This window comes from Thermopetrobacter sp. TC1 (genome assembly GCF_000746275.1).
In the GTDB taxonomy this organism is placed as follows: domain Bacteria; phylum Pseudomonadota; class Alphaproteobacteria; order Rhizobiales; family Aestuariivirgaceae; genus Thermopetrobacter.
Window position 1 is genome coordinate 426,940 of the sequence record NZ_KN050828.1, and the last position, 24,838, is coordinate 451,777.

25 protein-coding genes and 1 tRNA gene are annotated in these 24,838 nt (G+C 63.0%); 12 read left to right on the forward strand and 14 right to left on the reverse strand.

Going from position 1 to position 24,838, the window contains the following annotated elements:
• Positions 1-232: 232 nt before the first annotated feature.
• Positions 233-1,030 (forward strand): tetratricopeptide repeat protein, encoded by a 798-nt coding sequence (locus EK16_RS05635; protein WP_051928982.1) that lies wholly within the window; start codon positions 233-235, stop codon positions 1,028-1,030.
• 68 nt (positions 1,031-1,098) lie between these two features.
• On the opposite strand, the gene EK16_RS05640 is transcribed toward EK16_RS05635, so the two are convergent.
• The 9 genes from EK16_RS05640 to EK16_RS05680 all read right to left on the reverse strand — a co-directional run bounded on the left by EK16_RS05640 (position 1,099) and on the right by EK16_RS05680 (position 11,557).
• Positions 1,099-2,286, reverse strand: a complete 1,188-nt coding sequence (locus EK16_RS05640) for a murein transglycosylase A (RefSeq protein WP_051928983.1) — start codon at positions 2,284-2,286, stop codon at positions 1,099-1,101.
• Positions 2,287-2,312: 26 nt separating this feature from the next.
• Positions 2,313-3,074 (reverse strand): M48 family metallopeptidase, encoded by a 762-nt coding sequence (locus tag EK16_RS05645; protein WP_081910296.1) that lies wholly within the window; start codon positions 3,072-3,074, stop codon positions 2,313-2,315.
• Between the two features lie 55 nt (positions 3,075-3,129).
• Entirely contained in the window at positions 3,130-4,347 is a 1,218-nt protein-coding gene (gene fabB / locus EK16_RS05650) for a beta-ketoacyl-ACP synthase I (RefSeq protein WP_038035251.1), read from the reverse strand.
• Between the two features lie 122 nt (positions 4,348-4,469).
• Entirely contained in the window at positions 4,470-4,988 is a 519-nt protein-coding gene (gene fabA / locus EK16_RS05655) for a 3-hydroxyacyl-[acyl-carrier-protein] dehydratase FabA (protein ID WP_038035252.1), read from the reverse strand.
• Between the two features lie 206 nt (positions 4,989-5,194).
• Positions 5,195-6,610, reverse strand: a complete 1,416-nt coding sequence (locus tag EK16_RS05660; RefSeq protein ID WP_369793085.1) for a S41 family peptidase — start codon at positions 6,608-6,610, stop codon at positions 5,195-5,197.
• A gap of 5 nt (positions 6,611-6,615) precedes the next feature.
• Positions 6,616-7,875, reverse strand: a complete 1,260-nt coding sequence (locus EK16_RS05665; RefSeq protein WP_038035253.1) for a murein hydrolase activator EnvC family protein — start codon at positions 7,873-7,875, stop codon at positions 6,616-6,618.
• A gap of 262 nt (positions 7,876-8,137) precedes the next feature.
• Entirely contained in the window at positions 8,138-8,686 is a 549-nt protein-coding gene (locus EK16_RS05670; protein WP_051928984.1) for an HPr kinase/phosphorylase, read from the reverse strand.
• Positions 8,687-8,797: 111 nt separating this feature from the next.
• Positions 8,798-10,765, reverse strand: coding sequence for a sensor histidine kinase (locus EK16_RS05675; protein ID WP_081910297.1), 1,968 nt, complete (start codon positions 10,763-10,765; stop codon positions 8,798-8,800).
• A 93-nt stretch (positions 10,766-10,858) separates the two neighbouring features.
• Positions 10,859-11,557 (reverse strand): response regulator transcription factor, encoded by a 699-nt coding sequence (locus tag EK16_RS05680; protein ID WP_038036025.1) that lies wholly within the window; start codon positions 11,555-11,557, stop codon positions 10,859-10,861.
• A gap of 261 nt (positions 11,558-11,818) precedes the next feature.
• On the opposite strand from EK16_RS05680, the gene rph reads away from it, so the two are divergent.
• The 9 genes from rph (at position 11,819) to rlmH (ending at position 18,541) form a co-directional block, all read left to right on the forward strand.
• Positions 11,819-12,565: a ribonuclease PH gene (rph, locus tag EK16_RS05685; protein WP_038036028.1), complete on the forward strand. Its 747-nt coding sequence runs from the start codon at positions 11,819-11,821 to the stop codon at positions 12,563-12,565.
• Positions 12,562-13,212 (forward strand): RdgB/HAM1 family non-canonical purine NTP pyrophosphatase, encoded by a 651-nt coding sequence (rdgB, locus tag EK16_RS05690; RefSeq protein WP_231573617.1) that lies wholly within the window; start codon positions 12,562-12,564, stop codon positions 13,210-13,212. The genes rph and rdgB overlap by 4 nt, the downstream gene beginning before the upstream one ends.
• The gene (hemW, locus tag EK16_RS05695) at positions 13,202-14,473 is read left to right on the forward strand and encodes a radical SAM family heme chaperone HemW (protein WP_081910298.1); all 1,272 of its coding nucleotides are present in this window, start codon (positions 13,202-13,204) and stop codon (positions 14,471-14,473) included. Before rdgB ends, hemW begins: the two co-directional genes overlap by 11 nt.
• A gap of 263 nt (positions 14,474-14,736) precedes the next feature.
• A complete protein-coding gene (locus tag EK16_RS05700) occupies positions 14,737-15,096 on the forward strand; it encodes a hypothetical protein (protein ID WP_038035255.1) in 360 nt (119 codons plus the stop codon).
• Between the two features lie 75 nt (positions 15,097-15,171).
• Positions 15,172-15,816, forward strand: a complete 645-nt coding sequence (locus tag EK16_RS05705) for a phosphoribosylanthranilate isomerase (RefSeq protein ID WP_038035256.1) — start codon at positions 15,172-15,174, stop codon at positions 15,814-15,816.
• Positions 15,817-15,990: 174 nt separating this feature from the next.
• Entirely contained in the window at positions 15,991-16,608 is a 618-nt protein-coding gene (locus EK16_RS05710) for a J domain-containing protein (RefSeq protein WP_038035257.1), read from the forward strand.
• Positions 16,609-16,781: 173 nt separating this feature from the next.
• Positions 16,782-17,483 (forward strand): nicotinate (nicotinamide) nucleotide adenylyltransferase, encoded by a 702-nt coding sequence (gene nadD / locus EK16_RS05715; protein WP_081910299.1) that lies wholly within the window; start codon positions 16,782-16,784, stop codon positions 17,481-17,483.
• Between the two features lie 161 nt (positions 17,484-17,644).
• On the forward strand, positions 17,645-18,025 hold the full coding sequence (gene rsfS / locus EK16_RS05720; RefSeq protein WP_051929119.1) for a ribosome silencing factor: 381 nt from the start codon (positions 17,645-17,647) through the stop codon (positions 18,023-18,025).
• Positions 18,026-18,058: 33 nt separating this feature from the next.
• Positions 18,059-18,541, forward strand: a complete 483-nt coding sequence (rlmH, locus tag EK16_RS05725) for a 23S rRNA (pseudouridine(1915)-N(3))-methyltransferase RlmH (protein ID WP_038035259.1) — start codon at positions 18,059-18,061, stop codon at positions 18,539-18,541.
• A gap of 36 nt (positions 18,542-18,577) precedes the next feature.
• Here the strand turns inward: rlmH and EK16_RS05730 are convergent, their stop codons facing one another.
• The 3 genes from EK16_RS05730 to EK16_RS05740 form a co-directional block, all read right to left on the reverse strand.
• Positions 18,578-19,909, reverse strand: coding sequence for a bifunctional folylpolyglutamate synthase/dihydrofolate synthase (locus tag EK16_RS05730; protein WP_038035262.1), 1,332 nt, complete (start codon positions 19,907-19,909; stop codon positions 18,578-18,580).
• Between the two features lie 52 nt (positions 19,910-19,961).
• Positions 19,962-20,576: a ribonuclease D gene (locus EK16_RS05735; protein ID WP_038035264.1), complete on the reverse strand. Its 615-nt coding sequence runs from the start codon at positions 20,574-20,576 to the stop codon at positions 19,962-19,964.
• Between the two features lie 142 nt (positions 20,577-20,718).
• Positions 20,719-20,806: transfer RNA gene (locus EK16_RS05740), tRNA-Leu, on the reverse strand.
• 174 nt (positions 20,807-20,980) lie between these two features.
• Between EK16_RS05740 and EK16_RS05745 the strand changes: the two genes are divergently transcribed.
• Together EK16_RS05745 and EK16_RS05750 are read left to right on the forward strand one after the other, a co-directional pair.
• Entirely contained in the window at positions 20,981-22,003 is a 1,023-nt protein-coding gene (locus EK16_RS05745; protein WP_051929120.1) for a complex I NDUFA9 subunit family protein, read from the forward strand.
• A 264-nt stretch (positions 22,004-22,267) separates the two neighbouring features.
• Positions 22,268-22,900 (forward strand): S24 family peptidase, encoded by a 633-nt coding sequence (locus EK16_RS05750; protein ID WP_038036040.1) that lies wholly within the window; start codon positions 22,268-22,270, stop codon positions 22,898-22,900.
• A 38-nt stretch (positions 22,901-22,938) separates the two neighbouring features.
• Here EK16_RS05750 and EK16_RS05755 read toward each other — a convergent pair whose 3' ends face one another.
• Together EK16_RS05755 and EK16_RS05760 are read right to left on the reverse strand one after the other, a co-directional pair.
• Positions 22,939-23,805 carry a prephenate dehydratase gene (locus tag EK16_RS05755; protein ID WP_038035266.1) on the reverse strand — a complete coding sequence of 289 codons (867 nt, stop codon included), beginning with the start codon at positions 23,803-23,805 and terminating at the stop codon, positions 22,939-22,941.
• A gap of 68 nt (positions 23,806-23,873) precedes the next feature.
• Complete coding sequence (locus EK16_RS05760) at positions 23,874-24,629, reverse strand: 3-deoxy-manno-octulosonate cytidylyltransferase (RefSeq protein ID WP_038035268.1); 756 nt, start codon at positions 24,627-24,629, stop codon at positions 23,874-23,876.
• Positions 24,630-24,838: the final 209 nt, after the last annotated feature.

A 24,838-nucleotide genomic window follows, 5' to 3' on the forward strand; every position in this document is an offset into this window, starting at 1 on the left:
TGAAAAACAAGGGCTTGGGTGGGGCGCGGGGCGATTTCACCGGTCAGTCTTTACGCAACTTGGAATTACATGGGCGCACAGGAAAAAACGCCTGAAAAAAATCATGGTTAACGAACTGTTGAGAGCTTGATGGCATGCTGGCCGCATGAGGGGCGAAAATGCCCGTTTTTACGGATTACCTTGCGGGAGATGGCTGATCATGGCTGACGCGACTGGCAGGAGAGGCGGGGGCATGCAGGCACAGACCGCAATGCGGCATGTCAAGCAGATCGCCTTGCTTGGCCTCTTGGGGATGGCACTCTCGGGTTGCCTTGGTTCGCAATCCCTCAATGGAACCGATCCTACGATTACCGGCAGCATCGGCGCTGCATCCAGTGCCACGCCTTCAGTGAAGGAAACGGCGAAATTGGGCCGCAAATGGCAGGCCGATCCGGGCAATGTGCGCCTTGGCCTTGCTTATGCGGAAAGGCTGAAAAAACTGGGGCAGGTGAATGATCAGCTCAATGTGCTGAAGGTGCTGGTGGAGCGCCATCCCAGAGACAATCGCCTGCGCGATATCTATGGCAAGGCCCTGCTGGCGGCGGGGCGGCCGGTGCCGGCGGAAGTGCAGTTCCGCACCATGATCCGCCAGGGACGCAATGACTGGAAGGCCTACAATGCTTTGGGCTCTGCCCTGGCCGATCAGGGCCGGTTCAAGGAGGCGCGCTCGGCTTATGACGAGGCGCTGAAGCGTTCGCCCGGCAATCCCAAGATCATCAACAATATCGCCTTGAGCTACATCCTGGAGGGCAATCCCGCCCGCGCCGAGAAGATGCTGCGCACAGCCCTGCAAAAAGTGCCGCAGGAGGATCCGGCCGCCAGGAAGCTGCGGCAGAATCTCGCGCTGGCACTGGGGCTTCAGGGGCGGTTCAAGGAAGCGCGCTATGTGGCCAGTCAGGATCTCTCTCCGGCGGAAGTGGAGGAGAACATGGCCTATCTGCGCCGCATGCTTGGCGCCACCGATACCTGGAAAGAGCTGCAGAAGGGCTGAGGCGCAAAAGCCCATACCCTTTGCGGCTGTATGACCGGCAACAGCCGGTGGGCTTTTTGTGCGCTTGATCAGCGGCGGGTGAGCCGTCTGGCATGAGCGCGCGGCAGCAGCACGGCCATGAAGCCCGGCGCGTTCATGCGTCCGGCCAATGCCGCCGCCTTCTCGCCAAAGCCGAAAAAGATATCGCCGCGGACAATGCCGCGAATGGCGCTGCCCGTATCCTGCGCGATCATCAGCCGCCTGAAGGGCCGGGTTTTCCCTTTGGCCAAGGCCCCGGGATCGGGAATGCGCGTTTCCAGCCAGACCGGGGCGCCATAGGGCCAGAAGCGGTTGTCCACCGCGAGAGAAACGAAAGGCGCAAGCTGCACGCCCTGCGCGCCATAGGCCCCCAGGCGCGGATCAGGCAGATCGACCCGGCGGAAGAAGACATAGGATTCGTTTTCCCATAACAGCGCGCGCGCCTTGTCGGGATGGGCGGCCAGCCAGCGGCGGATGGCCTGCATGGACATCTCCTCGCGGGGAATCTCGCCACGCTCGACAAGCACGCGGCCAACGGGCGTATAGGGCCGCCCGCTCTTGCCGGCAAAGGCCAGACGGATGACGCCGCCTTCGACAAGGCGAACACGGGCCGAGCCCTGGATCTGCACGAAGAAAGCATCCGCCAGCGATTTCAGCCAGACGATTTCCAGCCCGCGGCCGGACAGCGCCCCTTCCTCGATCTCGCGTCGGGTGAAATAGGGAACGGGACGGCCACGAACAATGCGGCCGAACGGCGTTCCGGCCAGGCGGGCCTGCCGGGGCGTGAAGCGCACGAGATCATCGGGCCGGGCCAGCAGGGGATACTGATAAGGACCATGACGGGTGAGGCTTCCTTCCACCTCCGGCTCGTAATAGCCGGTGAACAGGCCGGCGGGCCTGCGTGAGAAAAGCGGTGAGACGGGCAGGAAATGCCGCTCGAAGAACAGTCTGGCCGCCCTGGTGTTGCCCGCAACCCTGTCGGCTTCGGCGCAGATGTTCAGCCACAGGTGGCGCGGGGGAGCAAAACGGGCGCGCTCCTTTCTCTTGCCGGAGCGGATTGCCTGACAGGAACGCTTAAAGGCGGCGAGCGCGGCGGCATGATCCGCATCGCCCCAGCCGGGCAGATCGGAAAAACGCAACAGGTGCAGACGGACATTGGCTTTCGTGCTCATGGCCGCGGTTTGTGCCGCAAAAGGCGGCAACAGGGCAAGCACGAAAGCGAGAATGCCCGCAAACATTCCCCTGTTTCGTGAGTATGACCGCATCATGATGACGGCGCTTGCGCGCCCCAGATGTGCAGATCGCCGCCATGGCGCTTCAGCCAGGCCTCGGCTTCGTCCACATGCGGGCAATGCGTGCGCACAAGCTGCCAGAAGCGCGCGGAATGATTCATTTCGGCAAGATGGGCCACTTCGTGGGCAGCGAGATAATCCAGCACGAAAGGCGGCGCGAGAATGAGGCGCCAGGAGAAGCTGAGCGTGCCGGCGGATGAGCACGAGCCCCAGCGGCTTTTCTGGTCTCTCACCACGACGCGGGAGAATTTCAAGTCCATGGCGGCGGCATAGTGCTGACAGGCCTGAAGGAGTGCGGTGCGCGCCTGCGTTTTCAGCCAGTCGGTGAGGCGGCGGGGGAGAAAACGCTCATTCCCGGCCACGCAGATCCGCGCCGCAGCCCCTGAGCCTTCCCGCCAGACGGTGCCGCGGGCGCCCGGCACGTGAACGATCAGATGCGGCTCACCTTGAAAGGGAATGACAAGCCCGTGGCGAAAGGGCTGGGGCAAAGGGCGATTTTTCAGCTGACGGGCAATCCACTCCCGCCGGGTTTCGACAAAGCGCAGGCCTTCCGCGATAGGCACATTGTGCGGCAGCGTGAGGCGAAGGGCGGTTCTGTCCGGGCTCAAGCGCAGGATGATGCGCCGCGCCCGCGCATGCACGCGCGCATGCACGGGAAGGCGATGCCCCTCGACATGAATTACGGGGAGTGAATCCGCCGCCTCGGCCTGTGCGGCCTTCTCTTTTCTGCGCATGATTCGCATGGCCGGAGCATAATACAGCCGCTCCGGCTTGTGGATTCTCAAGCCCTCAGCCGGGATAGCGACGGAAAACGAGCGTGGCGTTGGTGCCGCCGAAGCCGAAAGAGTTGGACATGACCACGTTCAGATTGGCATTGTCGATGCGCTCACGCACGATGGGCACATCAGCGAAGGCCGGATCGAGCTCCTCGATATTGGCGGATTCGCAGATGAAATCCTCCTGCATCATGAGCAGGGAATAGATGGCCTCATGCACGCCGGCCGCGCCCAGGGAATGCCCGGTGAGTGACTTGGTGGCGGAAATGGGCGGAATGTTATCGCCGAAGACCTCGCGGATGGCCTCGATCTCCTTCACATCGCCAATGGGCGTGGAGGTGGCGTGTGGGTTGATGTAATCGACGGGCTCGTCAACGGTGGCAAGCGCCTGTTTCATGCAGCGCACCGCGCCTTCGCCGGAGGGCTGCACCATGTCGAAGCCGTCTGATGTCGCGCCATAGCCCACCAGCTCGGCATAGATCTTCGCGCCTCTGGCTTTGGCGTGTTCCAGCTCCTCCAGCACGAGAATGCCGCCGCCGCCGGCTATGACAAAGCCGTCGCGCCCGGCGTCATAGGCGCGGGAGGCCTTCTCTGGTGTGTCGTTGTACTTGCTGGACATGGCGCCCATGGCGTCGAAGAGCACCGAGAGCGTCCAGTGCAGCTCCTCGCCACCGCCGGCGAAGATGATGTCCTGCTTGCCCCACTGGATGAGCTCGGCGGCATTGCCGATGCAGTGGGCCGAGGTGGAGCAGGCCGAGGAGATGGAATAGTTCACGCCGCGAATCTTGAAATAGGTGGAGAGCGTGGCGGAGGCGGTGGAGCTCATGGCCTTGGGCACAACGAAGGGACCAACGCGCTTTGGCCCCTTTTCGCGGGCGATGTCCGCCGCTTCCACAATGGCGCGGGTGGAGGGGCCGCCAGTGCCGACAATGAGGCCGGTGCGTTCGTTACTGATTTCGCCTTCCTCCAGCCCGGCATCGGCAATGGCCTGTTCCATGGCGATATAAGCCCAGGCGGCACCATCGCCCATGAAACGCATCTTGCGCCGGTCGATCACCTCCTCGGGGCGCAATTTGGGTTCGCCGTGAACCTGAGAGCGGAAGCCCATGCGGGCATAGTCCTCGGCGCGCACGATCCCGGATCGGGCATTGCGCAGGGATTCGGTCACTTCCCGCGCATCATTGCCGATGCTGGAGACGATGCCCAAGCCTGTGACGACGACCCGTCTCATGTCCTGCTCTTTCGCTCAGCTAACGTGAACCGGCACTTTCGGAAGGAATGGAATTTTTCGGCACATTGTATCGCAGCCATCCGCCGGGGCAATGCCGCACAAGCGCGCGGGAAGCGGCCCGGTCAGCGCATTTCCTCCGGCCTGAACAGGCCGACGCGCAAGTCCCTGGCGGTGTAGATGAGCCTGCCATCGCAGTAGAGCTCGGCATCGGCGATGCCCATGAACAGCCGCCGGGTGATCACCCGCTTGGGATAGACGGCATATTCCACCAGCTTCGCATCGGGCAGCACCTGACCGGTGAACTTCACTTCGCCGCAGCCCAGCGCGCGGCCACGCCCCGGGCCACCGATCCAGCCCAGATAGAAGCCCAGAAGCTGCCACATGGCATCCAGCCCCAGGCAGCCGGGCATGACCGGATCCTCGTTGAAATGGCAGGCGAAGAACCAGAGATCGGACTTGATGTCCAGCTCGGCGCGGATCTCGCCCTTGCCATGCGGGCCGCCCTCATCGGTGATTTTGGTGATGCGGTCGAACATGAGCATGGGCGGCAGGGGCAGCTGTGCGTTGCCCGGGCCAAACAGCTGGCCGCGGCCGCAGGCCAGAAGCTCTTCGTAATCGTAGCTGTTCTTGCGTTCCTTCATGAATCCTTCCGTACCATGATGCGCCCGCAAAACCGGGGCGGGTCTCCTTGCGGCCTCTCTTGCCGGATGGCCGGTCCGAAAGCAAGGGCTCTTCAATGGACAAGGGACATAAAAAAGGCCGGTGAAGCCTGTTCAGCGGGCCTCACCGGCCTGGTCATTTACATCCCGAACGCTGCAGATGCAGCCCGTGCGATGGAAGGCAGGCCTCATTCCGCCTTCTGTTTCGGGGCCTCCTTCTTCTCGGCCGCAGGCTTCTGCGCTTCCCGGGACGCCGGCTTTTCAGACGCCTTAGCCTGCGTGTCCTTCTCTTTTGCGGCGGGTTTCTTGACCATCATGGCGATGTCCTGACCATGCAGGAACTTGATGGCCGCCTGCAGCTGGGTGTCCTTGGCCTTGTCCTTCGGCACGTAGGCGAGTGAGCCGGATTCCTCCTTGCCCTTGTGCTTGTCGTTCTTGAGATGACCAGGCAGGGCCGCCTCGCCGCGGGTGCGCAGCTGATCGATCTTGTCCTTGAGCTCCGGCGGCAGCTCCTCCTCGATCACGTAATCCGGCTCAATACCCTTGGCCTGGATGGAGCGGCCCTTGGGCGTGTAGTAGCGGGCGGTGGTGAGGCGGATGGCGCCGCCCCGGGGCCCAAGCGGGATGATGGTCTGCACCGAGCCCTTGCCGAAGGAACGGGTGCCGATGATGGTGGCCCGCTTGTGATCCTGCAGCGCGCCGGCGACGATCTCCGAGGCGGAAGCCGATCCGCCGTTGATCAGCACGACGATGGGCTTGCCGTCGGTAAGGTCACCGGGCGTGGCGTTATAGCGCTCCTGCTCCGTGCGGCCGCGGGTGGAGACAATTTCGCCATGCTCGAGGAAATCATCGGCCACCTGAATGGCCTGATCGAGCAGGCCGCCCGGATTGTTGCGCAGATCGATGATGTAGCCCTTCACCTTGTCGCCGAGCTTCTTCTTGATGTCCTTGATCGCTTCCTCGAGCCCGGGGCCGGTCTGCTCATTGAAGGAGGTGATGCGGATATAGCCAATGTCGCCGCCCTCGATGGAATGCTTTACCGACTTGATGCGGATGATGTCGCGGATGATCTTGACATCGAAGGGCTTCTTTCGGCCCTTGCGCAGCACGGTGATGGTGATGGGCGTGCCCACCTTGCCGCGCATCTTCTCCACGGCCTGGTTGAGCGTCATGCCCTGAACGGACTTGCCGTCGATCTTGATGATGTAGTCTCCGGCCATGATGCCGGCGCGGGCCGCCGGGGTGTCGTCAATGGGCGAAACCACCTTGATCACCCCGTTTTCCATGGTGACCTCGATGCCGAGCCCGCCGAATTCACCGCGGGTCTGCACCTGCATGTCCCGGAAATTCTTGGGGTTGAGATAGCTGGAGTGCGGATCGAGGGACTGGAGCATGCCGTTGATGGCCGCCTCGACCAGCTTCTCCTCATCCGGTTTCTCCACGTAGTTGGCCCGCACGCGGTCAAACACATCGCCGAACAGATCAAGCTGCCGATAGACCTTCAGATTGTCCTCACCGGCGCGCGCGCTGTGCAGGGCCTGCCAGACCCCGATCATCATGAGGGCGCCGAGCGCCATGTAGGAGAAGGGGCGAAGATATTTCATCAAGTTCATCTCCTGCGTGCTTCCTTGCGGGCTTCACGCCACCAGTGGCCGGCATTCAGCGTCCGGCCCTTGCGTCTGACTTCCATATAAAGGATGGGACGCTTCTGTTCCATGGAGGATCCGACAGAGACCGCCAGGGCCGGTCTGTTGCCCATTTCGCCCAAGGGGTCTCCCGCCTTGACGACCTGTCCCGTCATCACGTCGGTCCTGTCCAGTCCTGCCAAGAGTATATGATATCCGTGTCCTGCATCCAGAATTAAAAGTTGTCCATAGCTTCTGAACGGCCCGGCCATGACCACCCGCGCATCCACAGGCGCTACAACGGCAGCGCGCGGCATAGTGGCGAGATAGATGCCGCGGGCGCGTCCGCCCGAGGGAAGGCCATCCCCATAGCCGGCAACGAGACGCCCCTGCGCCGGCCAGGGCAGGCGCCGCAGGCGGCCGAGATTGACCTTCGGTTTCCAGGCGGTGCGCCCTTTCTCGGGCGAGATGCGCGGTTTTTTCACCGTGGGCCTGTTCAATCCGGAATCGGCAACCGGCTTTGTTTCCTCTCTGCGGTGTTGCTCTTCCAGCCGGGCCTGTTGCTGTTTTTGGCGTTCCAGCTCCGCCCTGCGGCGCCGCTCTTCCTCGCGGCGGATGGCGGCAAGCAGCTCCTTCAAGGTCTTCGCCTTGCGGGCCAGGGCGCGTACACGCGCATCCTGTTCCTTCAATCGCGCATCCAGTCTGGACAGCAATGTCTTCTTGCGCGCGGCCAGCTCCATCATGGCACTGCGCGATTCCATGAGGCGGCGCAAGGTGACGTTCAGCTCCTCGCGTGCCGCCTTCAGCTCTTCACGCACTTCGGCCAGCCGGCGCAGTTTTTCCAGAAGGGCGCGGGCACGGGCATCCAGCGCCGGAATGGTCACGGAGAGCATCATCGCCCCGCGCACGGCCGCCAGAACGTCCTCCGGCCGGGTGACGAAGGGCGGCGGCGGATCCCGGCGCATGCGCTGCAGGGCGGCGAGAAGGCGGCTGATGGCGGCGCGGTTCTTGCGCAGATGCCTTTCCAGCGCGGTCTTTTCCTTGCGCATGTCCCGCATGCGGCGATCGATATCCCGCAGGCGCACTTCCAGGGCCTGCCGCCGCGCCGCCAGGGCCTGCAGACGGGTGGAGACCTCCGCCATTTCCGCCTGCAGGGCCTTGCGCTCGCGCATGAGGGCTTCGCGCCGTTTCTGTTCCTGCTGCAGACGTTCCTCGATGCGCCTGATCTGCTGGCTATCCCGCATAGCAGGCGCATTCGCTCCGGATTCTTCGGCGGCGACCGGACGTGCAGCACTCAGAACCGGAAAAAGAAGGACAAAGGCAAACGGAAGAGACAAAAACCTCTGGCAGCGCGCGCCAGGGGCATGCGCGGCAGCGGCAACTCCTCTCGACCCGGTCTTTTGCCGGGCGGTGCTGATCGTGATGCTCCTGGTCTTACATGCCGGCATGCAATGCTCGCATCTCATCATCCCGCCCCCATGGGCCGGGGCCAGGCCGGTAAGGGTGTCATGCCCGCCGCTCTCCGAACAGCCAGGCCCGCAGGCGGGCAGGCGCGGCGGGATCGCGCGCGTCCAGATGCAGACAGCGCAAGGACAGCCCCATGATGGTCTCGGATTGGTTTACAGGGGGCAAACGTTCGATCTCTTCCAGAGAAACCAGACGCACCACCGCCTCAACAGGGATGTCCTCGGCAAGGCGCGAAACCGGCAGGCGCATGATGCCCACGCCGCGCACTTCCAGAAGGCCCATGAGTCGTTCCGGCGCCCGCGCAAGCAGCACATCGCCCATGCGCCGGATTTCCACCTGATCATCGGCGACCAGGCGGGTGCGAACGGGATCCTCCTGCAGGCCGCGGCCCGGCTCATCCAGCAGGCGCAGGGCGAGCGTGGACTTGCCTGCCCCCGGCGCACCAAGCAGGAGCACGCCGCTGGAGTTGAGAGCCACACAGGTGGCATGCACACAGCCGTTGGGCAATTCCTCCGCCTGCTTTCCGGTCGAATCGCCGGTTTCCGCCGCCTGGGCCGGTGTTCCGGTTTCGTGAGATGTTTCGTGCATGACGCCTCTTTTCAAAAATGTGGCTGCCGCCTGAATTTAGGATTCGTGAAAGCTCTAGAGGGATAGCGGTCTTGCGCCCACCTTGCCATACACCATTCGCGCCGGTGCGATTTAATTGCGGTGACGGCCGCCGCGGCCCGTGCGTTCCGCGGGCATGGCGGGCAGGCGAACGACGAAGCGGGCGCCTTTCACCTTGCGGCCCTTCACGGGATCGGAGGCATAGATGTTTTCGGCATGGATGGTGCCCTGGTGGGCTTCGACGATCTGGCGGGAAATGGCAAGCCCCAGTCCGGAATTCTGGCCAAAAGCCTGAGGCGGGCGATCGGTGTAGAAGCGTTCGAAGATCTTTTCGAGATTGTCCTCGGGAATGCCGGGGCCTTCATCCTCAACGAGGAATTCGACAAAGCGCCCGTGCCGGCGCAGGATAACGCGAATCTCGCCATTTTCGGGCGAAAAGGAGCGGGCATTGGCCAGGAGATTCTGAACCACCTGGGCCAGGCGCGTGTCATGTCCCAGCACGCGGAAGGCCTTCTCCTCAGGCATACCTCTCGGCCTGCGCACAATCAGGCGCACGCGCGCCTCACCGGGGCGGGCGGTTTCATTGGCGACGGTCACGAGCGTTTCCAAAAGCACCTTCACATCCACAGGCGCTGCCTGCGAACGGGCAAGTTCGGCATCCAGACGCGAGGCGTCCGAAATGTCGGAAATCAGCCGGTCGAGACGTTTGACGTCCTGATTGACAATCTCCACCAGGCGCTGGCGCTGCTCCTCTGTTTTCGCCAGTTTCAGGGTTTCCACCGCGGAGCGCAGGGATGTGAGCGGGTTCTTCAGTTCGTGCGCCACGTCGGCGGCGAAGGATTCGATGGCATCGATGCGGTTATAGAGCGCCTCGGTCATCTCGCGCAGGGCGCCGGAGAGATGGCCGATCTCGTCATCGCGATCCGAAAAGTCCGGGATCTCCACCCGCCGGTTGTCCACCCGCCGGCGCACCTTCTCCGCCGCCGCCGCCAGGCGCCGGATGGGTTCGGCAATCTGCCCGGCCAGGGACACCGAAAGCAAGAGCGTGACAAGGCCGGCCACCAGGAAGAGGAAAAGCAGCGTGCGCCGCTCCTTGTCCAGAACGGCGTCGATCTCGCCGCCGCGCGTGGACAGCACCAGTGCGCCGAGCACCGCCTTGTAGCGCTGAATGGGCACGGCAACGGTAACGATGATCTGTCCCTTCTTGTTCACGCGTACCACAGATACGGACGCCCCCTGCAAAGCGGCGACCACCTCGGGGAATTCCTTGCCGTTCTCAAGGCCGTATTCCTTCTGCAGGGGATAGTCGTGCCCGAAGATCCATTTCTTGACGCGGTCCCAAAGGGCCTCGATCCGCTCCATGAGCGAGGGGTTCTGCTCACCCACAGGCGGCAGATCCAGCCGCAGAATGCCGCCGTAGCCATAGAGATGGCGCGTATCGACGGTGAGCACGCCTTCGCGGTCATAGATGCGGGCGATGGTGCCGGTCTGCTTCACCAGGCGGCGCAGAACCGGGCCGGCCTGTTCCGGGCGGATGAGAAAGTCGAGGCGGGAGATGTCGTCCAGCGGCGGGCTGGGGTCCTCCTCGGCCATGCCGGCGAGGCGGTCGGGATCCAGGGTGATCTCGCCGGTATCCACCGTCGCCGAGGAGGCCACGGCAGCGGCCATGATGCGAGCCTGCGTCATGAGGGAATCGACGCGGGCGTCGATGAGATTTTCGCGCAACTGATTGAAGTAGAGAATGCCGGCAACGAGAATGACAAGGCCGACGAGATTGGTCAGCACGATGCGCGCCAGCAAAGAGCGCGGCTTCAATCGCGCAAGCCAATGCAGGGGCCCGTGCACGTTCCGCTCTTCCTCGTCAGGCGCATCGGCGCTCTCGACGGCAATCTCATTCTCTGCCGCCTCGGAAACCGCCTCCGTCCTCGCCTCCGTTTCCGCTTCCGCCTGATCCGTGGAAGGGGCGGCAGGGCGCGCGCGTGCTTCCTCCGCAGGAGCGGATGCACGGGACTCTTCACCGGCAGAGGCACCCGGCGGCGGTTTTTGAATCCTCACTTCCATAATCAGGTCAGCGGCGCGCTCCGTTTCTTCCTACAAACGGCCCTGAACGGCTCTCGCTGCCAGCAACGGGGGCGCCGGCCATTCCTTTCGCTCTCATTCCTCCCGGAAGCGGTAGCCGACGCCATAAAGCGTCTCGATGGCCGAGAACTCCGGATCGACAGCCTTGAACTTCTTGCGCAGGCGCTTGATGTGGGAATCGATGGTGCGATCGTCCACATAGACCTGATCATCATAGGCGGCGTCCATCAGGGCATCGCGCGACTTGACGATGCCGGGCCGCTGCGCCAGCGCCTGCAGGATGAGGAATTCGGTCACGGTCAGTGTCACGGGCTTGCCGTCCCATGTGCAGGAATGCCTGTCCGGGTCCATGACCAGCCGCCCGCGCTCGATAACGCGGGAGCCTTCCTCCTCGTCCTGCTGTTCGGGGCGATACTGGGCCCGCCGCAGCACGGCCTTGACCCGCTCCACCAGCAGCCGTTGCGAGAAGGGCTTGCGGATATAGTCATCCGCGCCCATCTTCAGGCCGAAGAGCTCATCGATCTCATCATCCTTCGAGGTGAGGAAGATCACGGGCAAGTTGGATTTCTGACGCAGACGCCGCAGAAGCTCCATGCCGTCCATCCGCGGCATCTTGATATCGAGAATGGCCATGTCGGGCGGGTTTTCCTCAAGGCCTTTCAAGGCCGAGACCCCGTCGGTATAGGTGCGGGTGCGAAAGCCCTCGGCCTCGAGCGCCATGGACACGGACGTGAGGATGTTGCGATCGTCATCCACGAGTGCGATGGTCGGCATCTTCCTGCTCATCGTTGTTTCCGTCCTGGCATTCTGGCGCTCTTGAAACCAGCACAAGCGGGAGAAATTGTGGCAAGGCCAGCAGGAACCCGCCTTGTGCGCTGCCGCCATTGTAGATGGCTGCGGGCGCGGACACAATCAAGCGTGCTTGCGCAAGATCAGAAGGGTACGGGCGGAGTTGACCTGTCAGGATGCATGCCGTATCGCCAGCCGCAGCGATTGAGCGGACATCATGAGAAGCGAGAAGGGAAGGATCTGATCATGCGGCCATCCGGGCGGAAGAATGATGAAATGCGGCCCGTGACCATTGAGACGGGCGTTTCCAGGCATGCGGAGGGCTCATGCCTGATTTCGGTGGGGCATACGCGGGTTTTGTGCACCGCCTCCCTGCAGGAGGGCGTGCCCAGCTGGATGAAAGGGCTGGGGCGCGGCTGGGTGACGGCCGAATATGGCATGCTGCCGCGCGCCACCGGAGAGCGCATGCGCCGCGAGGCCAAGAGCGGCGGGCAGAGCGGCCGCACGCAGGAGATCCAGCGCCTGATCGGACGTTCCCTGCGGGCGGTGGTGGATCTGGATGCCCTGGGCGAGAACCAGATCGTCATCGACTGCGACGTGCTGCAGGCGGATGGCGGCACGCGGTGCGCCTCCATCACCGGGGGTTTTGTTGCCCTGCGCCAGTGCATCGACTGGATGCTGGCCCGGGAGATGATCACGCAGGATCCCATCCGTGATCATGTGGCCGCCGTCTCCTGCGGCATCTGGGGCGGGGAAGTGATCCTGGACCTGGAATATATCGAGGATTCGGAAGCGGAAACGGATGCCAATTTCGTGATCACCGGCAGCGGTGGTCTCGTTGAAATCCAGGCGACGGCGGAAGAGGTGCCTTTCAGCGAGGATCAGTTCATGGAGATGCTCGCCTTGGCGCGGAAGGGGATTGGCGAGCTTGTCGAGATCCAGAAAGCGGCGCTTGAGGCGGCGGGCAAGCCTGAAGGAGGACAGACGGCATGAACGCAGGGAGCGAGACCCCGAACATGGAACCGCAAAGGCCCGCCAAAGGCGCGCGCATCATCATCGCCTCGCACAATCCCGGCAAGGTGCGCGAGATCGCCGCGCTTTTGGAACCGCTGGGGTATTCCGTTGTCTCTGCCGGTGAACTGGACTTGCCGGAGCCCGAGGAGACGGGCACTACATTTGCGGAAAACGCCATTATCAAGGCGCAGGCGGCGGCTGAAGGCGCCAATGCCTTCGCGCTGGCCGATGATTCCGGGCTGTGCGTGGACGCGCTTGACGGTGCGCCCGGCATTCATTCTGCCCGCTGGGGCGGGCCGGAGAAGGATTTCAACAAGGCGATGGCGCTGATTGAGGAAAAGCTGCAGGAAAAGGGAGCGCGCACACCTGATCAGCGCAAGGCCCATTTCGTCTGTGCGCTGGCTCTGGCGGCGCCTGATGGTGCGGTGAAGGTCTTCGAGGGGAAGGTTTATGGTCATCTCGTCTGGCCGCCGCGGGGCACGAAGGGCTTTGGCTACGATCCCATATTCGTGCCGGAAGGGCATGACATCACCTTCGCTGAAATGGAGCCGGAGAAGAAGCACGCCATGAGCCACCGTGCCCGCGCTTTCGAGAAACTGGTGGAATGGCTGCGCAATGGCGGCTGAAAACGCAAAAGAGCGCGCCGCATTTCCTGAAAAGGGCACTGAAAAGGAGACGGCAGAAAACGCTTTCGGGCTTTACGTGCACTGGCCCTTTTGTGTCGCCAAGTGCCCCTATTGCGACTTCAATTCGCACGTTGCCGAAAACATCGACTTCGAACAGTGGCGCCAAGGGTATGAGGCGGCGCTTGCCCATTTCGCAGAGCGCGAGGATCTGCCGCGGCAGATACCGATCGGCAGCATTTTCTTCGGCGGCGGCACGCCTTCCCTGATGCCGCCTGAGCTGGTTGAGCGGATCATCGACACGGCCGCCCGCTACTGGCCACTTGCCGAAGATGTGGAAATCACCCTGGAGGCCAACCCGAACAGCAGCGACGCCGAACGCTTCTCGGCCTATGCCCTGGCCGGCGTCAATCGCCTCTCGCTGGGTGTTCAGGCCCTGGATGATGCAGCGCTCAAACAGCTGGGGCGGGTGCACACGGTCAAGGAAGCGCGGCAGGCCTGGACATGCGCCCGCAAGACGTTTGCGCGCGCCTCTTTCGATCTGATCTATGCGCGGCCCCATCAGACGGCATCCGCCTGGGAGCGGGAGCTTAAGGAAGCGCTGTTATGGGCGCCGGATCATCTTTCGGCCTATCAGCTGACCATGGAACCGGAAACGCCCTTTTACCGTCTGCACCAGAAGGGACGGCTTTCCTTGCCGGATGAAGAGACGGCGCTGAAGATGTTCGAGATCACGAAAGAGCGTCTCGCCGCAGCCGGCCTGTTGCGCTACGAGGTGTCCAATCATGCCCGCCCCGGGGCGGAATGCCGGCACAATCTTCTCTACTGGCGACATGGCGCCTATCTGGGAATCGGGCCGGGCGCACACGGGCGACTGCATCGCCGCGACGGCACCATTGTGGCCACGCAGGCCTGGCGCAGCCCTGCGCAATGGCTGAAAACGGCGGCACAAGGGGGGCTGATGGCGAAAGAGCCCCTGCATCCCTATGAGGCGGCGATGGAATGCCTGCTGATGGGCCTGCGCACAGCGGAGGGGCTTGATCTTTCGCGTCTGGCCAGGCGGGCGGGGCTGAAAAGCGCTCAAATGCTGCCCGCATCGTTTCATGCCGCGGCAAGAAGGCTTGCAGAGGCAGGTCTTGCCGTTTTGAACAGCGAGGAGGAGCGACTGCGCCTGACCGATCAAGGGCTTGTGCTGCTGGAAACGGTGACGGAAACCCTGCTGCCGGAAGAATGGCTCTCCCGCCCCGGCGATGAAACCGGCTGAAGACACATGCCACTGATCACATTGCACAACGCAACGGTGCCATCTTTCTCGTCACCCCGGCGAAAGCCTTAGGTCTCGAGCCACAAACGCATGAGTAACTGGCTTGAGATACCGGCTTTCGCCGGTATGACGGTATAAGTGTCGTGTAGTGTGGCCACTGATGCCGGAGAGGGACATGTGCCTTGTCCCCTTGCCTATTCATATCAACAGGCGGCATGAACATATTTTCAAGAAAACCGTCAGCTGGTTCAAACGGGGGAACGATGAGCGACATCTTTGCCGGCATGCCCTTTCTGCGCCGCACCGAGGGCGCCATTCCGGCGCAGACATGGAACCTGTGGCGGCGGTGGCGAAAGCGTTTCGGCACGCGCCTTGAACATGCGCTGACCTGCCAGCGCGGCACGGCCTTTCTCGCCACCGATGACTACTGGGTGATGATCGACATGGCGCAACAGGGCGTGCCCCTGATTTTGTGGCTGGAATTCGCAAGTGAGTCGCGCACCGGTCTGCATGAGGACATGCCCTGCATGGTGCAGTTCTACGACTATCCCGGCGCACGCTTTCATGATGCGGTGCTGGAGGAAATAACGGCGCGCATGCAGCAGGATCTCGCAGAAGATTGAAAAAGAGCGATGACGGATGGGGCAGGAGGGAAATCTGCTTGTCCCGTCGTTTCCCGAGAAAGATCAGGCCTGTTCATGACCGTTCAAGTAAAGATCTGCGGCATTCGCACCGAAGAGGCCCTCACGGCCGCCATCGAGGCGGGGGCGGATTTCATCGGGCTTGTGCATGTGCCGGTTTCGCCCCGTTTTGTCTCTCCGGATGCGGCGGCGAAGCTTGCCAGTCAGGCCCGGGGCCGGGTGCGCATCGTCTCTCTGGTTGTGGATGCGGATGATGGCCAGATCAATGACATCATCCGCTCGGTGCAGCCGGATTATATTCAGTGCCACGGTTCGGAAAGCCCGGAGCGCATCCGTGCCATTGCCGAACGGACGGGATGCGGCGTGATCAAGGCCTTTCGCGTGCGCACGGAGGCCGACATCACCAAGGCCGAAGCCTATGCGGATGCGATCGCCTTTCCGCTTTTCGACGCTTGGGTGGATCCTGCAAAGGCGCACGGGTTGACCGGCGGCACCGGTCACAGCTTCGACTGGTCGTTACTAACCGGACGCAAGGAGCCGTTCATGCTGGCCGGCGGGCTGACCCCGGAAAACGTGCGCGCGGCGATCGAGAAAACGGAAGCGCCAATGGTGGATGTTTCTTCAGGCGTGGAGCGCCGCCGGGGCGAAAAGGATCCTGCCCTGATTCGCGCCTTTATCACCGCCGCGAAAGACTTGGCCTGATCGCCTTTCATCAGGGCTGGCGACAACAGCCATCGGCGCCAAAGGAGGCAAAAGCCGGGCATTTTCCGCCTGTTAACACATCGGCAAGGATCGGGGTGTTTCACACAAGATTGCGGTTACGATAGTATGGTGCGCCGGTTCGGACCAGGACGAGAAACGTGACACGCGGGAGTGATGAAACTGCATTCAAAATATTTCGACCGCATCCGTCTGCGCCCGAACGAGGAAGAGATGCTGCGCGGGCGCGTGCCCGAATGCGACTGGCCGGGGTGCACTGCGCTTGGGCGTCATCCGGCGCCGAAGGGGCGCGACCGGGAGGGCGAGTACTATCACTTCTGCCTGGAGCACGTGAAGAAATACAACAAGAGCTACAACTACTTCGAGGGCATGGCCGACGAGGACCTGCGCGAGTGGCTGGAGAACAACGTTACCGGCCATCGCCCCACCTGGCGCGTCGGTGCCAATGCCTGGGCCTTCAACCCCACGGGACGGCGGCCGCGCCATGGCGGCTTCAGACACAATCGCCCCTGGCAGGATCATTTTGATCTCTTTGGCGAGGGTGCCGAACAAGGCCCGCGGCGGCCGCGGCGCACCCTACCGCCCATGCAGCGGCAGGCACTGGAACGGCTGGGGCTTGACGAAACCGCGGACAAGGAGGCGATCAAGGCCCGCTACAAGATGCTGGTGAAGCGCTATCACCCGGATGTCAACGGCGGTGACAAGGACAAGGAGAAATATCTGCGCGAGATCATCGCCGCCTATCAGGTGCTGAAGAAATCCGGCCTGTGCTGAACCGGATAGGATGAAATGATCTGCGAAAGATACATCCGGCAGGATATGAGCGTGCAGTTCCTTAAAGCCTTTGTGCGGGGCCGGCGCTTCATCCACGCGTGAAAGGCGTGGCACACCGCCATCCAGCCATTACCGCTTTGAACGTTGCCAGAGGCGTGCGAACGAGTGACCTCATGAAAAAAGGATTGCAAAGCCGGCTTCCGCGCTTGCGCACGCCTCTTTCCACGCTGCGGCTTCCGCCTTTTCAGGGCCTGCGCATTGGTCTGCTGGGAGGATCGTTCAATCCGCCGCATGCGGGGCATCTGGCCCTGGCGCAGGAAGCCTGCCGGCGGCTTGGGCTCGATTTCGTCTGGTGGCTGGTGGCGGCGCGCAATCCTCTCAAGGAAACGACCGATCCCGGGGACTTGCACGCACGCATGGCCATGACCCGCCAAATGGCGCGTGCGCCCTGCTTTCGTGTGCTGGATCTGGAAGCACGCCTGGGCGTGACCTATACCGCCGATCTGTTGCGGCGTCTCTCGCCGGTTCTGGAACGCGGCCGGTTCGTCTGGCTCATGGGGGCGGATACCTTCGCCACCCTCCATTTCTGGAAAGACTGGCAGATGATCACGGCGCGCCTGCCCATCGCCGTGTTTGCACGGCCGGAGTGGACGGAACGGGCCCTGTTCTCTCCGGCGGCGCATATCTTGCGCGATGCCCGCATTCCCGTTCACCGGATCCGCATGCTGCCCGATATGCCGGCGCCGGCCTGGGCCTATGTGGAGATGCCGCATCGTGCCATCAGCTCCAGTGCCCTGCGCGATCCCGCGCATTTCCGTCCCGGGGAAACCATGCGGGAAATTTCCCTTGCAAGGGGCCTTTTCGATGTTCCATAATTGTGCCGCAGGCAGGACGTGATCCCGCCTCATGCATTGGACTGCGAAACCATCGGCAGACAGGACAGATACGACTGACTGCGAAGATGAACAGCCAGACGAGCGCCGCAGCCCGGAATGATGCGGCGGACATGCAGCCCCGCAAGGCGGGGGCCTCTTCCATGACTCTCGCTTCCACCCTTTCCGAAATCCCCCATGAAGACACGCGTCGTCTCATGAATGTCATCCTTTCAAGCCTCGAGGACTCGAAAGCGGAAGATGTGGTGACCATTCCGCTGGAACCCGGCGCGGCCCTGGCCGATGCCATGATCATCGCCTCCGGCCGCTCCAACCGGCATGTGGCCGCCATCGCCGAACACCTGATGGAAGACATGAAGAAGGCCGGTTTCCGTCAGTTCTCGGTGGAGGGGCTGGAGCATGCCGACTGGGTGCTGGTGGACGCCGGCGATGTGATCGTGCATATCTTCCGCCCGGAAGTGCGCGAGTTCTACAACCTCGAGAAACTGTGGGCGCCGCATGCGCGCGCGGCCGGCAACGGCTGAAGCCTCCGCCCGCTCCGATAACGGCCGGTTGCGATGGACATCCTGATCATTGCCGTGGGCAAGCTGAAGGAGGCCTGCATCGCCCGGCTCATCGACGACTATCTGAAGCGCCTGCGCCCCCTGCTGCCGCGCCTGGGCTTTACAGGCATTGCGGTGCGGGAGCTTGTGGAATCCCGAAAGCGCACGGCTGCGGAGCGCAAGGCGGAGGAAGCGGCTGCCATCCGCAAGGCGGCGGGCAAAAACGCTGCCCTGCTGCTTCTGGATGAGAGAGGAGAAAGCCCGGACTCGCGCGCATTTGCGCAGCGGCTTATCCGGTTGTCACGAAGCGGAGAAAAACGTCTGGCCATCGTCATCGGCGGGCCGGACGGGCTTGATGAATCCCTGAAACGGGAGGCTGAGGCGCTCATTTCCTTCGGGCGCATGACCTGGCCGCATCAGCTGGTGCGCCTGATGCTGGCCGAACAGCTCTATCGCGCCGCCAGCATCGCTGCCGGTCACCCCTATCATCGTGACTGAATGAAAGGCTCCGCATGCCGCGCAGGGTGCATGCGATCATGCCCTGTCGCCGTTGAGGGCGAGGGCATGGCCAACGAGATAGAGAGAGCCGGCAATGACAATGCGCACCGGCAGCTCCGGGCGGCAATGGGAGGCAGCGCGCAGGGCCTCCTCAAGCGTGGCCGCCGTGCGGGCGGAGAGGCCAACCCGGCAGGCGAGCGCGGCCAGCTCTTCCGCCGGCATGGCGGCATCCTGACCGGGAATGGTGAGACAGATCACCTGGGCGGCCAGGCCGGTGAAGGCCTTCAGCCATTCCTCGGCATCCTTTGTCTTGAGAAGCCCGATGATGAGCACAAGGGGCTTTTCGTCCACCTCCTCGAACTCGGCGAGCGCGGCAGCAAGCGCCCGGGCGGCATGGGGATTGTGGGCGCCATCCAGCCACAGTTCGTCATCAAAGCCGATGTGGCGGCGCAAGGGGCCGCGCAAGATCGGCTGCAAGCGCCCGGGCCAGCGCGCCTTGCGAAGGCCTCTGGCCAGATCCTTTTCCGCGAAGGGCGGCCGGCCGGTGCGCTCAGCGAACAGGCGCAGGGCGGCGATGGCCGTGCCGGCGTTTTCCACCTGAAAGCGGCCGGGCAGCGCGGGCAGGGGCAGATCGAACAGGCTTTCCTCATCCTCCCAGACGAGCCGCCCGTGCTGCTCATAACACTGCCAGTGATGCTGGGCAGCATAAAGGGGCGCCCCCTTTCGGCGCGCCTCCCGGTCCATGACGGCAAGGACCTCATCCGGCTGCGGCGCGAGAACCACAGGCGCGCCGTGCTTGATGATCCCGGCCTTTTCCGCAGCAACGGCGGCGAGATCCTGGCCGAGGAACTCGGCATGATCCAGCGCCACCGGCGTGATGACGGAAACGGCGGGCTGTTCAATGACATTGGTGGCATCGAGCCTGCCGCCCAGGCCCACTTCCAGAAGCAGAAGATCGGCCGGGCGCCTTGAGAAGGCGAGAAAGGCGGCGGCGGTGGTGATCTCGAAAAAGGTGATGGGCTTGCCGGCGTTGGCCCGTTCACATTCCTCCAGCACTTCTGCCAGATGCGGCTCGGCAATGAAGCCGCCCTTGCCACCGCGGCGGCCCAGCCAGATGCGTTCGTGAAAGCGCACGAGATGAGGAGAGGTATAGACATGCACGGCCAGCCCGGCAGCCTCGGCCATGGCCTTCATGAAGGCGATGGTGGAACCCTTGCCATTGGTGCCGGCCACGTGGATCACCGGCGGCAGACGCCGTTCGGGATGATCAAGGGCGGCAAGAAGCCTGTGCATCCTGTCCAGCGACAGATCGATGCGCCTGGGATGCAGCTTCAGCAAACGCTCGAGAAGAACATCAGACTGGGCCATGGGCGTGCGGCAAGGAAAAAGCGGACTTTGCCGTATCTCGAACGTCCTTACATCAGGAATGGGCGAAAATGTCCACATCCGCCCAGCCGGCAAGATCCAGCTCGGCCCGAACGGGCAGGAAGTCAAAACACTTCTGGGCCAGTTCCGCGCGGCCTTCGCGGGCGAGCATCTGATCGAGGCGGATTTTCAGCTCGTGCAGATAGAGCACGTCGGAGGCGGCATACTGTTTCTGCGCCTCGGAAAGCACGGGTGTGCCCCAGTCCGAGCTCTGCTGCTGCTTGGACATGTCTATGCCCAGCATTTCCTTGACCAGGTCCTTCAGGCCGTGCCTGTCGGTATAGGTGCGCACGAGCTTGGAGGCGATCTTGGTGCAATAGACGGGTTTCACGTCCGCACCCAGCCAGCGTTTCAGCGCCACCATGTCAAACCGGGCGTAATGGAAGATCTTCAGCACATTCTCGTCTTCCAGCAGGCGCTTGAGATTGGGGGCGTGATAGGTCTCGCGGTCCAGCTGAACGAGAACGGCGTTGCCGTCGCCGGCGGAGAGCTGCACGAGACAGAGCTTGTCGCGAAAGGGATTGAGGCCCATGGTCTCGGTATCCACCGCGACCGTATTGCCCAGATCCAGATCCGCTGGCAGATCGCCTTTATAGAGCTTGATGGCCATGGATTTAAGCCGCCTCCGAAAGCATGGGCGCCGGCCCATGACGGAAAAGACGGGTTCCGCAAGGGCGGCGCGAGAAAAGAAAAAACCGGCTTGGCGCCGGCGTCTCGACAAGGCCTGTTTTCCTTAAAAAGGGCCTAATGAATGGTGCCCAGGAGAAGACTCGAACTTCCACGGCCGTAATGGCCACTGGCACCTGAAGCCAGCGCGTCTACCAATTCCGCCACCTGGGCACTTCCGAGGGCGGAGATATACGAATCCGGCGGCTTTTGTCAAGAGGAGCCACCCGGTCTTGCCGCCCCGTTTCCTCTCCCCAACGCCCCTTGGCAAGCAGGCCTTGGGGAGGGTATCAATGCATCTCGAACATGGGTTTCGCCTTCGGTCATTTCAAGAGGGGGCTGGCAGTCATGCACACGGCCGCAACCACACAGCTCAAGGATGAAATCGTCTCCGTGATCGGAGGCTCGGGCTTCATCGGGCGTCATGTCGTTGCCGCCCTGGCGAGGAGCGGCTATCGCGTCCGTGTGCTCTGCCGCCGGCCCGATCTCGCCTATTTTCTGCAGCCGCTTGGCATTCCCGGGCAGATCGCCCTGGTGCAGGCCAATGTCCGCAAGCTCGCCTCGCTGAAATCGGCACTCGCCGGATCCCATGCGGTGATGAATCTCGTCGGCATCATCGCAGAGCGTGGCGCGCAGACGTTCGAGGCCATTCATGTGCATGGCGCGGAAAAGGCCGCACGCGCCGCACGCGAGGCCGGGGTTGACCGTTTCATTCACATGTCTGCCCTGGGGGCCGATTTTGGCTCGCCCTCCCGCTATGGCCGCACCAAGGCGGAAGGCGAACGGCGCGTGCGCGCCGCCATGCCGCAGGCCGTGATCCTGCGGCCTTCGGTCGTGGTGGGGCCTGAGGATTCCTTTTTCAACAAGTTTGCGGAAATGGCGCGTTTTTCGCCGGTTCTGCCCCTGATCGGCGGCGGAAAGACGCGTTTTCAGCCCGTCTATGTGGAGGACGTGGCCAAGGCGGCGGTCAAGGCCCTGGAGGACGAGACGCTTTCGGGCAAGACGCTGGAGCTGGGCGGGCCGGAAGTGTGGACCTTCCGCGAGCTGATGGAATACATGCTGATGGTGATCCGGCGGCGGCGCATGCTGGTCTCCGTTCCCTTCGGGGTGGCGAAGGTCATGGCCTGGCCGGCGCAGTTTCTGCCCGGGCCGCCGCTGACGCCTGATCAGGTGAAGATGCTGATGCGTAATAATGTGGTCAGCGACAAGGCGCGCGCAGAGGGACGAACGCTGGAGGGCATCGGCATCGAACCGGACGGCATCGAGGCGGTGGTGCCGGATTACCTTGTGCGCTACCGGCCGGCGGGCCAGTTCACCATCGTGCAGGAAGCCCTAGCCGAACTCAGCGAACAGGAACAGACCGCCCGCTGATCTTCAGTCACTTTTTATCGATCATCGTCCAGAACAACCGTCAGGACTTGAACGACCACGGCGGGATGACACCCCATTCGTGCGGTTTCATGTTTCGTTGAGCACGCGCGCCAGGTGTTTTGCAAGGCGCGATTGCTTTCGGATTCGACTCCGGGCGCGCATTTCACTACAAAGGGCCTTTGGATCCTGTTGATCCTGGCGGGGACCAAGCCTGCGCCGGCCAAAGAGGGCGCAGGCGTTTCGGACAAGGGGGGCTTTCCGGCCATGTTCACGCACGAGGATGTCTGGCGGGCGATCGACCTTCTGGCCGAGCGGCATGGCCTGTCCACATCAGCGCTTGCCCGCAAGGCGGGGCTGGATGCCACATCTTTCAACCGGTCCAAGCGTGTCACCACCAACGGACGGCCGCGCTGGCCCTCCTCGGAGAGCCTGGCCAAGGTCCTGCGCTGCACCAATACGAGCCTGGCCGAGTTCACACTGCTGATGAGCGGCAGCGCGGACATGCGTCTTGAGCTGCCGATCACCGATCTTGCGGCGCCGGAAGGGCTGGGGCAGCGTTTCGATGAAACCGGCAGACCTGCAGGAGCGGAGTGGCGCAGTATGCCCTGCCCGGGCATGGATGATGCCGGGGCCTTTGCCTTGCGCATTCGCGGGGATGGTTTCCTGCCCGTTTATCGCGACGGGGATGTGCTCATCGCCTCGGTCAATGTCCCTGCCCGTCCGGGAGATCGCATCATCCTTGCGCTTGGCGACGGGCGCGGGCTTCTCATGCGTCTGCAGGAACAAACCCCGCAGCACCTGATGCTGCATCCCCTGACGGCGAAAGCGCACAATCCCATAAAGCTGGAAACGGCACGCATCGCCTGGATCGCGCGCATCCTCTGGGCGACGCAATAAACAAGCTTGAAGCCTCCGCGAAACCGCAAGCACGCCTGTCAGGAGAGGTCATCCCCGTGCATCAGACGGGCGCGCAGGGGCGATGCGGGATAGGTGCCCAGCATCTTCACGCTCGTGGAGAAGAAATCCAGCTCTTCCAGCGCCAGGCGTAAAGGGCGCTCCTCGGGGTGGCCTTCCACATCGGCATAGAACTGGGTGGCGTTGAAACGGCCGCCGATCTGATAGGATTCCAGCCGCGTCATGTTGACGCCATTGGTGGCGAAACCGCCCAGCGCCTTGTACAAAGCCGCCGGCACGTTGCGCACGCGGAAGACGAAGCTGGTGATGGCCGGCCCGTCCTCCGGCCGCATGGTGAGAGGATGACGGGCCATGATGATGAAACGTGTGGTGTTGTGGGCCTCGTCCTCCACGTTTTCCTGCAGGATGTTCAGGCCGTAGATCTCCGCGGCGAGCGCCGGGGCGAGCGCGGCATGCTTCGGATCGTTCATTTCCGCAACCAGACGGGCCGCTCCTGCAGTATCGCCGGCGACGACGGCCTCCACTCCCAGACGGCGGATCAGACTGCGGCATTGCCCGAGCGCATGCACATGTGAATGCACATAGCGGATGGTCTCCAGGGTTGCGCCTTTCGGAGCCATCAGCTGATGATGCACGGGCAGGAAATGCTCGCCGATGATGAAAAGATCGGAAACCGGCAGCAGATGATGAATATCGGCAACGCGACCGGCCAGGGTGTTTTCAATGGGGATCATGGCCAGCTCGGCCTCGCCGGCATGCACGGCCGCAAACACGTCCTCGAATGTGCGGCAGGCCATGGGTTCCAGATCGGGGTGCACCTCGATGCAGGCGATGTGGGAGTTTGATCCCGGTTCGCCCTGATAGGCGATTTTCCTGCGGGCTGACATGGTTTTCAGCTTCCCGTGTTCCGTGTCTTTTCGTTCGTCACTCCATGCGGCATGGCACCTCGGCGAAATCAGGCCTCGGCGCTGCCCAGCCGGCGACGCGCAATCTCCAGATCCTCAGGCGTGTCCACACCATGGGGCGCGCGGGCGATGCGGGCAACCGCGATGCGCATGCCATTATCAAGCGCACGCAGTTGCTCCAGCCGCAGCGCCCTTTCACGCTCCGATGGCGGCAGGGCGACAAAGCGTTCCAGCGCCGGGCGCGTGTAAGCATAAATCCCCACATGATGGAACCAAGGCGGCGGCAGATCATGCGGCAGCTCACGCACGAAATCCTCGGCCAGGGCGATGTCCCCATCGGCGAGAGCGGCGGCGATAACCTTGACGACATTGGGGTTGGCCGCCTCGCTCTCGCTGGTTATGGGCGCGGCCAGCGTGGCCATGTCCGCGCCCGTTTCCAAAAGGGCCATGGCGCAGCGGCGGATGTCCGCAGGTTCGATGGTGGGCAGGTCTCCCTGAAGATTGACGATGATGCGATGGCGCCCCTCGGGATCCACCTCCTTGAGGGCGGCGGCGATCCTGTCCGATCCGGAAGGGAGCGCAGGATCGGTGAGCACAGCACTGCCCCCTTCCCGCTCAACGGCCTCAGCGATTTCCTGCTCGGCCGCGGCCACCACCACGGGGCCCAGGCCGCTTTCAACCGCGCGCCTGTATACATGCACGATCATGGGCAGGCCGGCGATATCGGCCAGAGGCTTGCCCGGCAGGCGGGAGGACGCCATGCGTGCGGGAATCATCACGATGGGAGCGGCATTATCAGCGCTCATGACCACACTCCTTGCGGGGCAGAAGACACCAGGGCGCGGCAAATCGCCTTAGGCCCGCCTTATACATGTTGCGCAGAAAAGGAGAAACCGATAGTTTCCGGCGCGGGTAGTCAAAAGCGGGGACGATATCGATCGCGAAAAAGCGCATCCGGCTTTACGGGGCAGGCCATGTCCCTTTTCGGATGCGTCTTGCTCTTTCGTGGATCGAT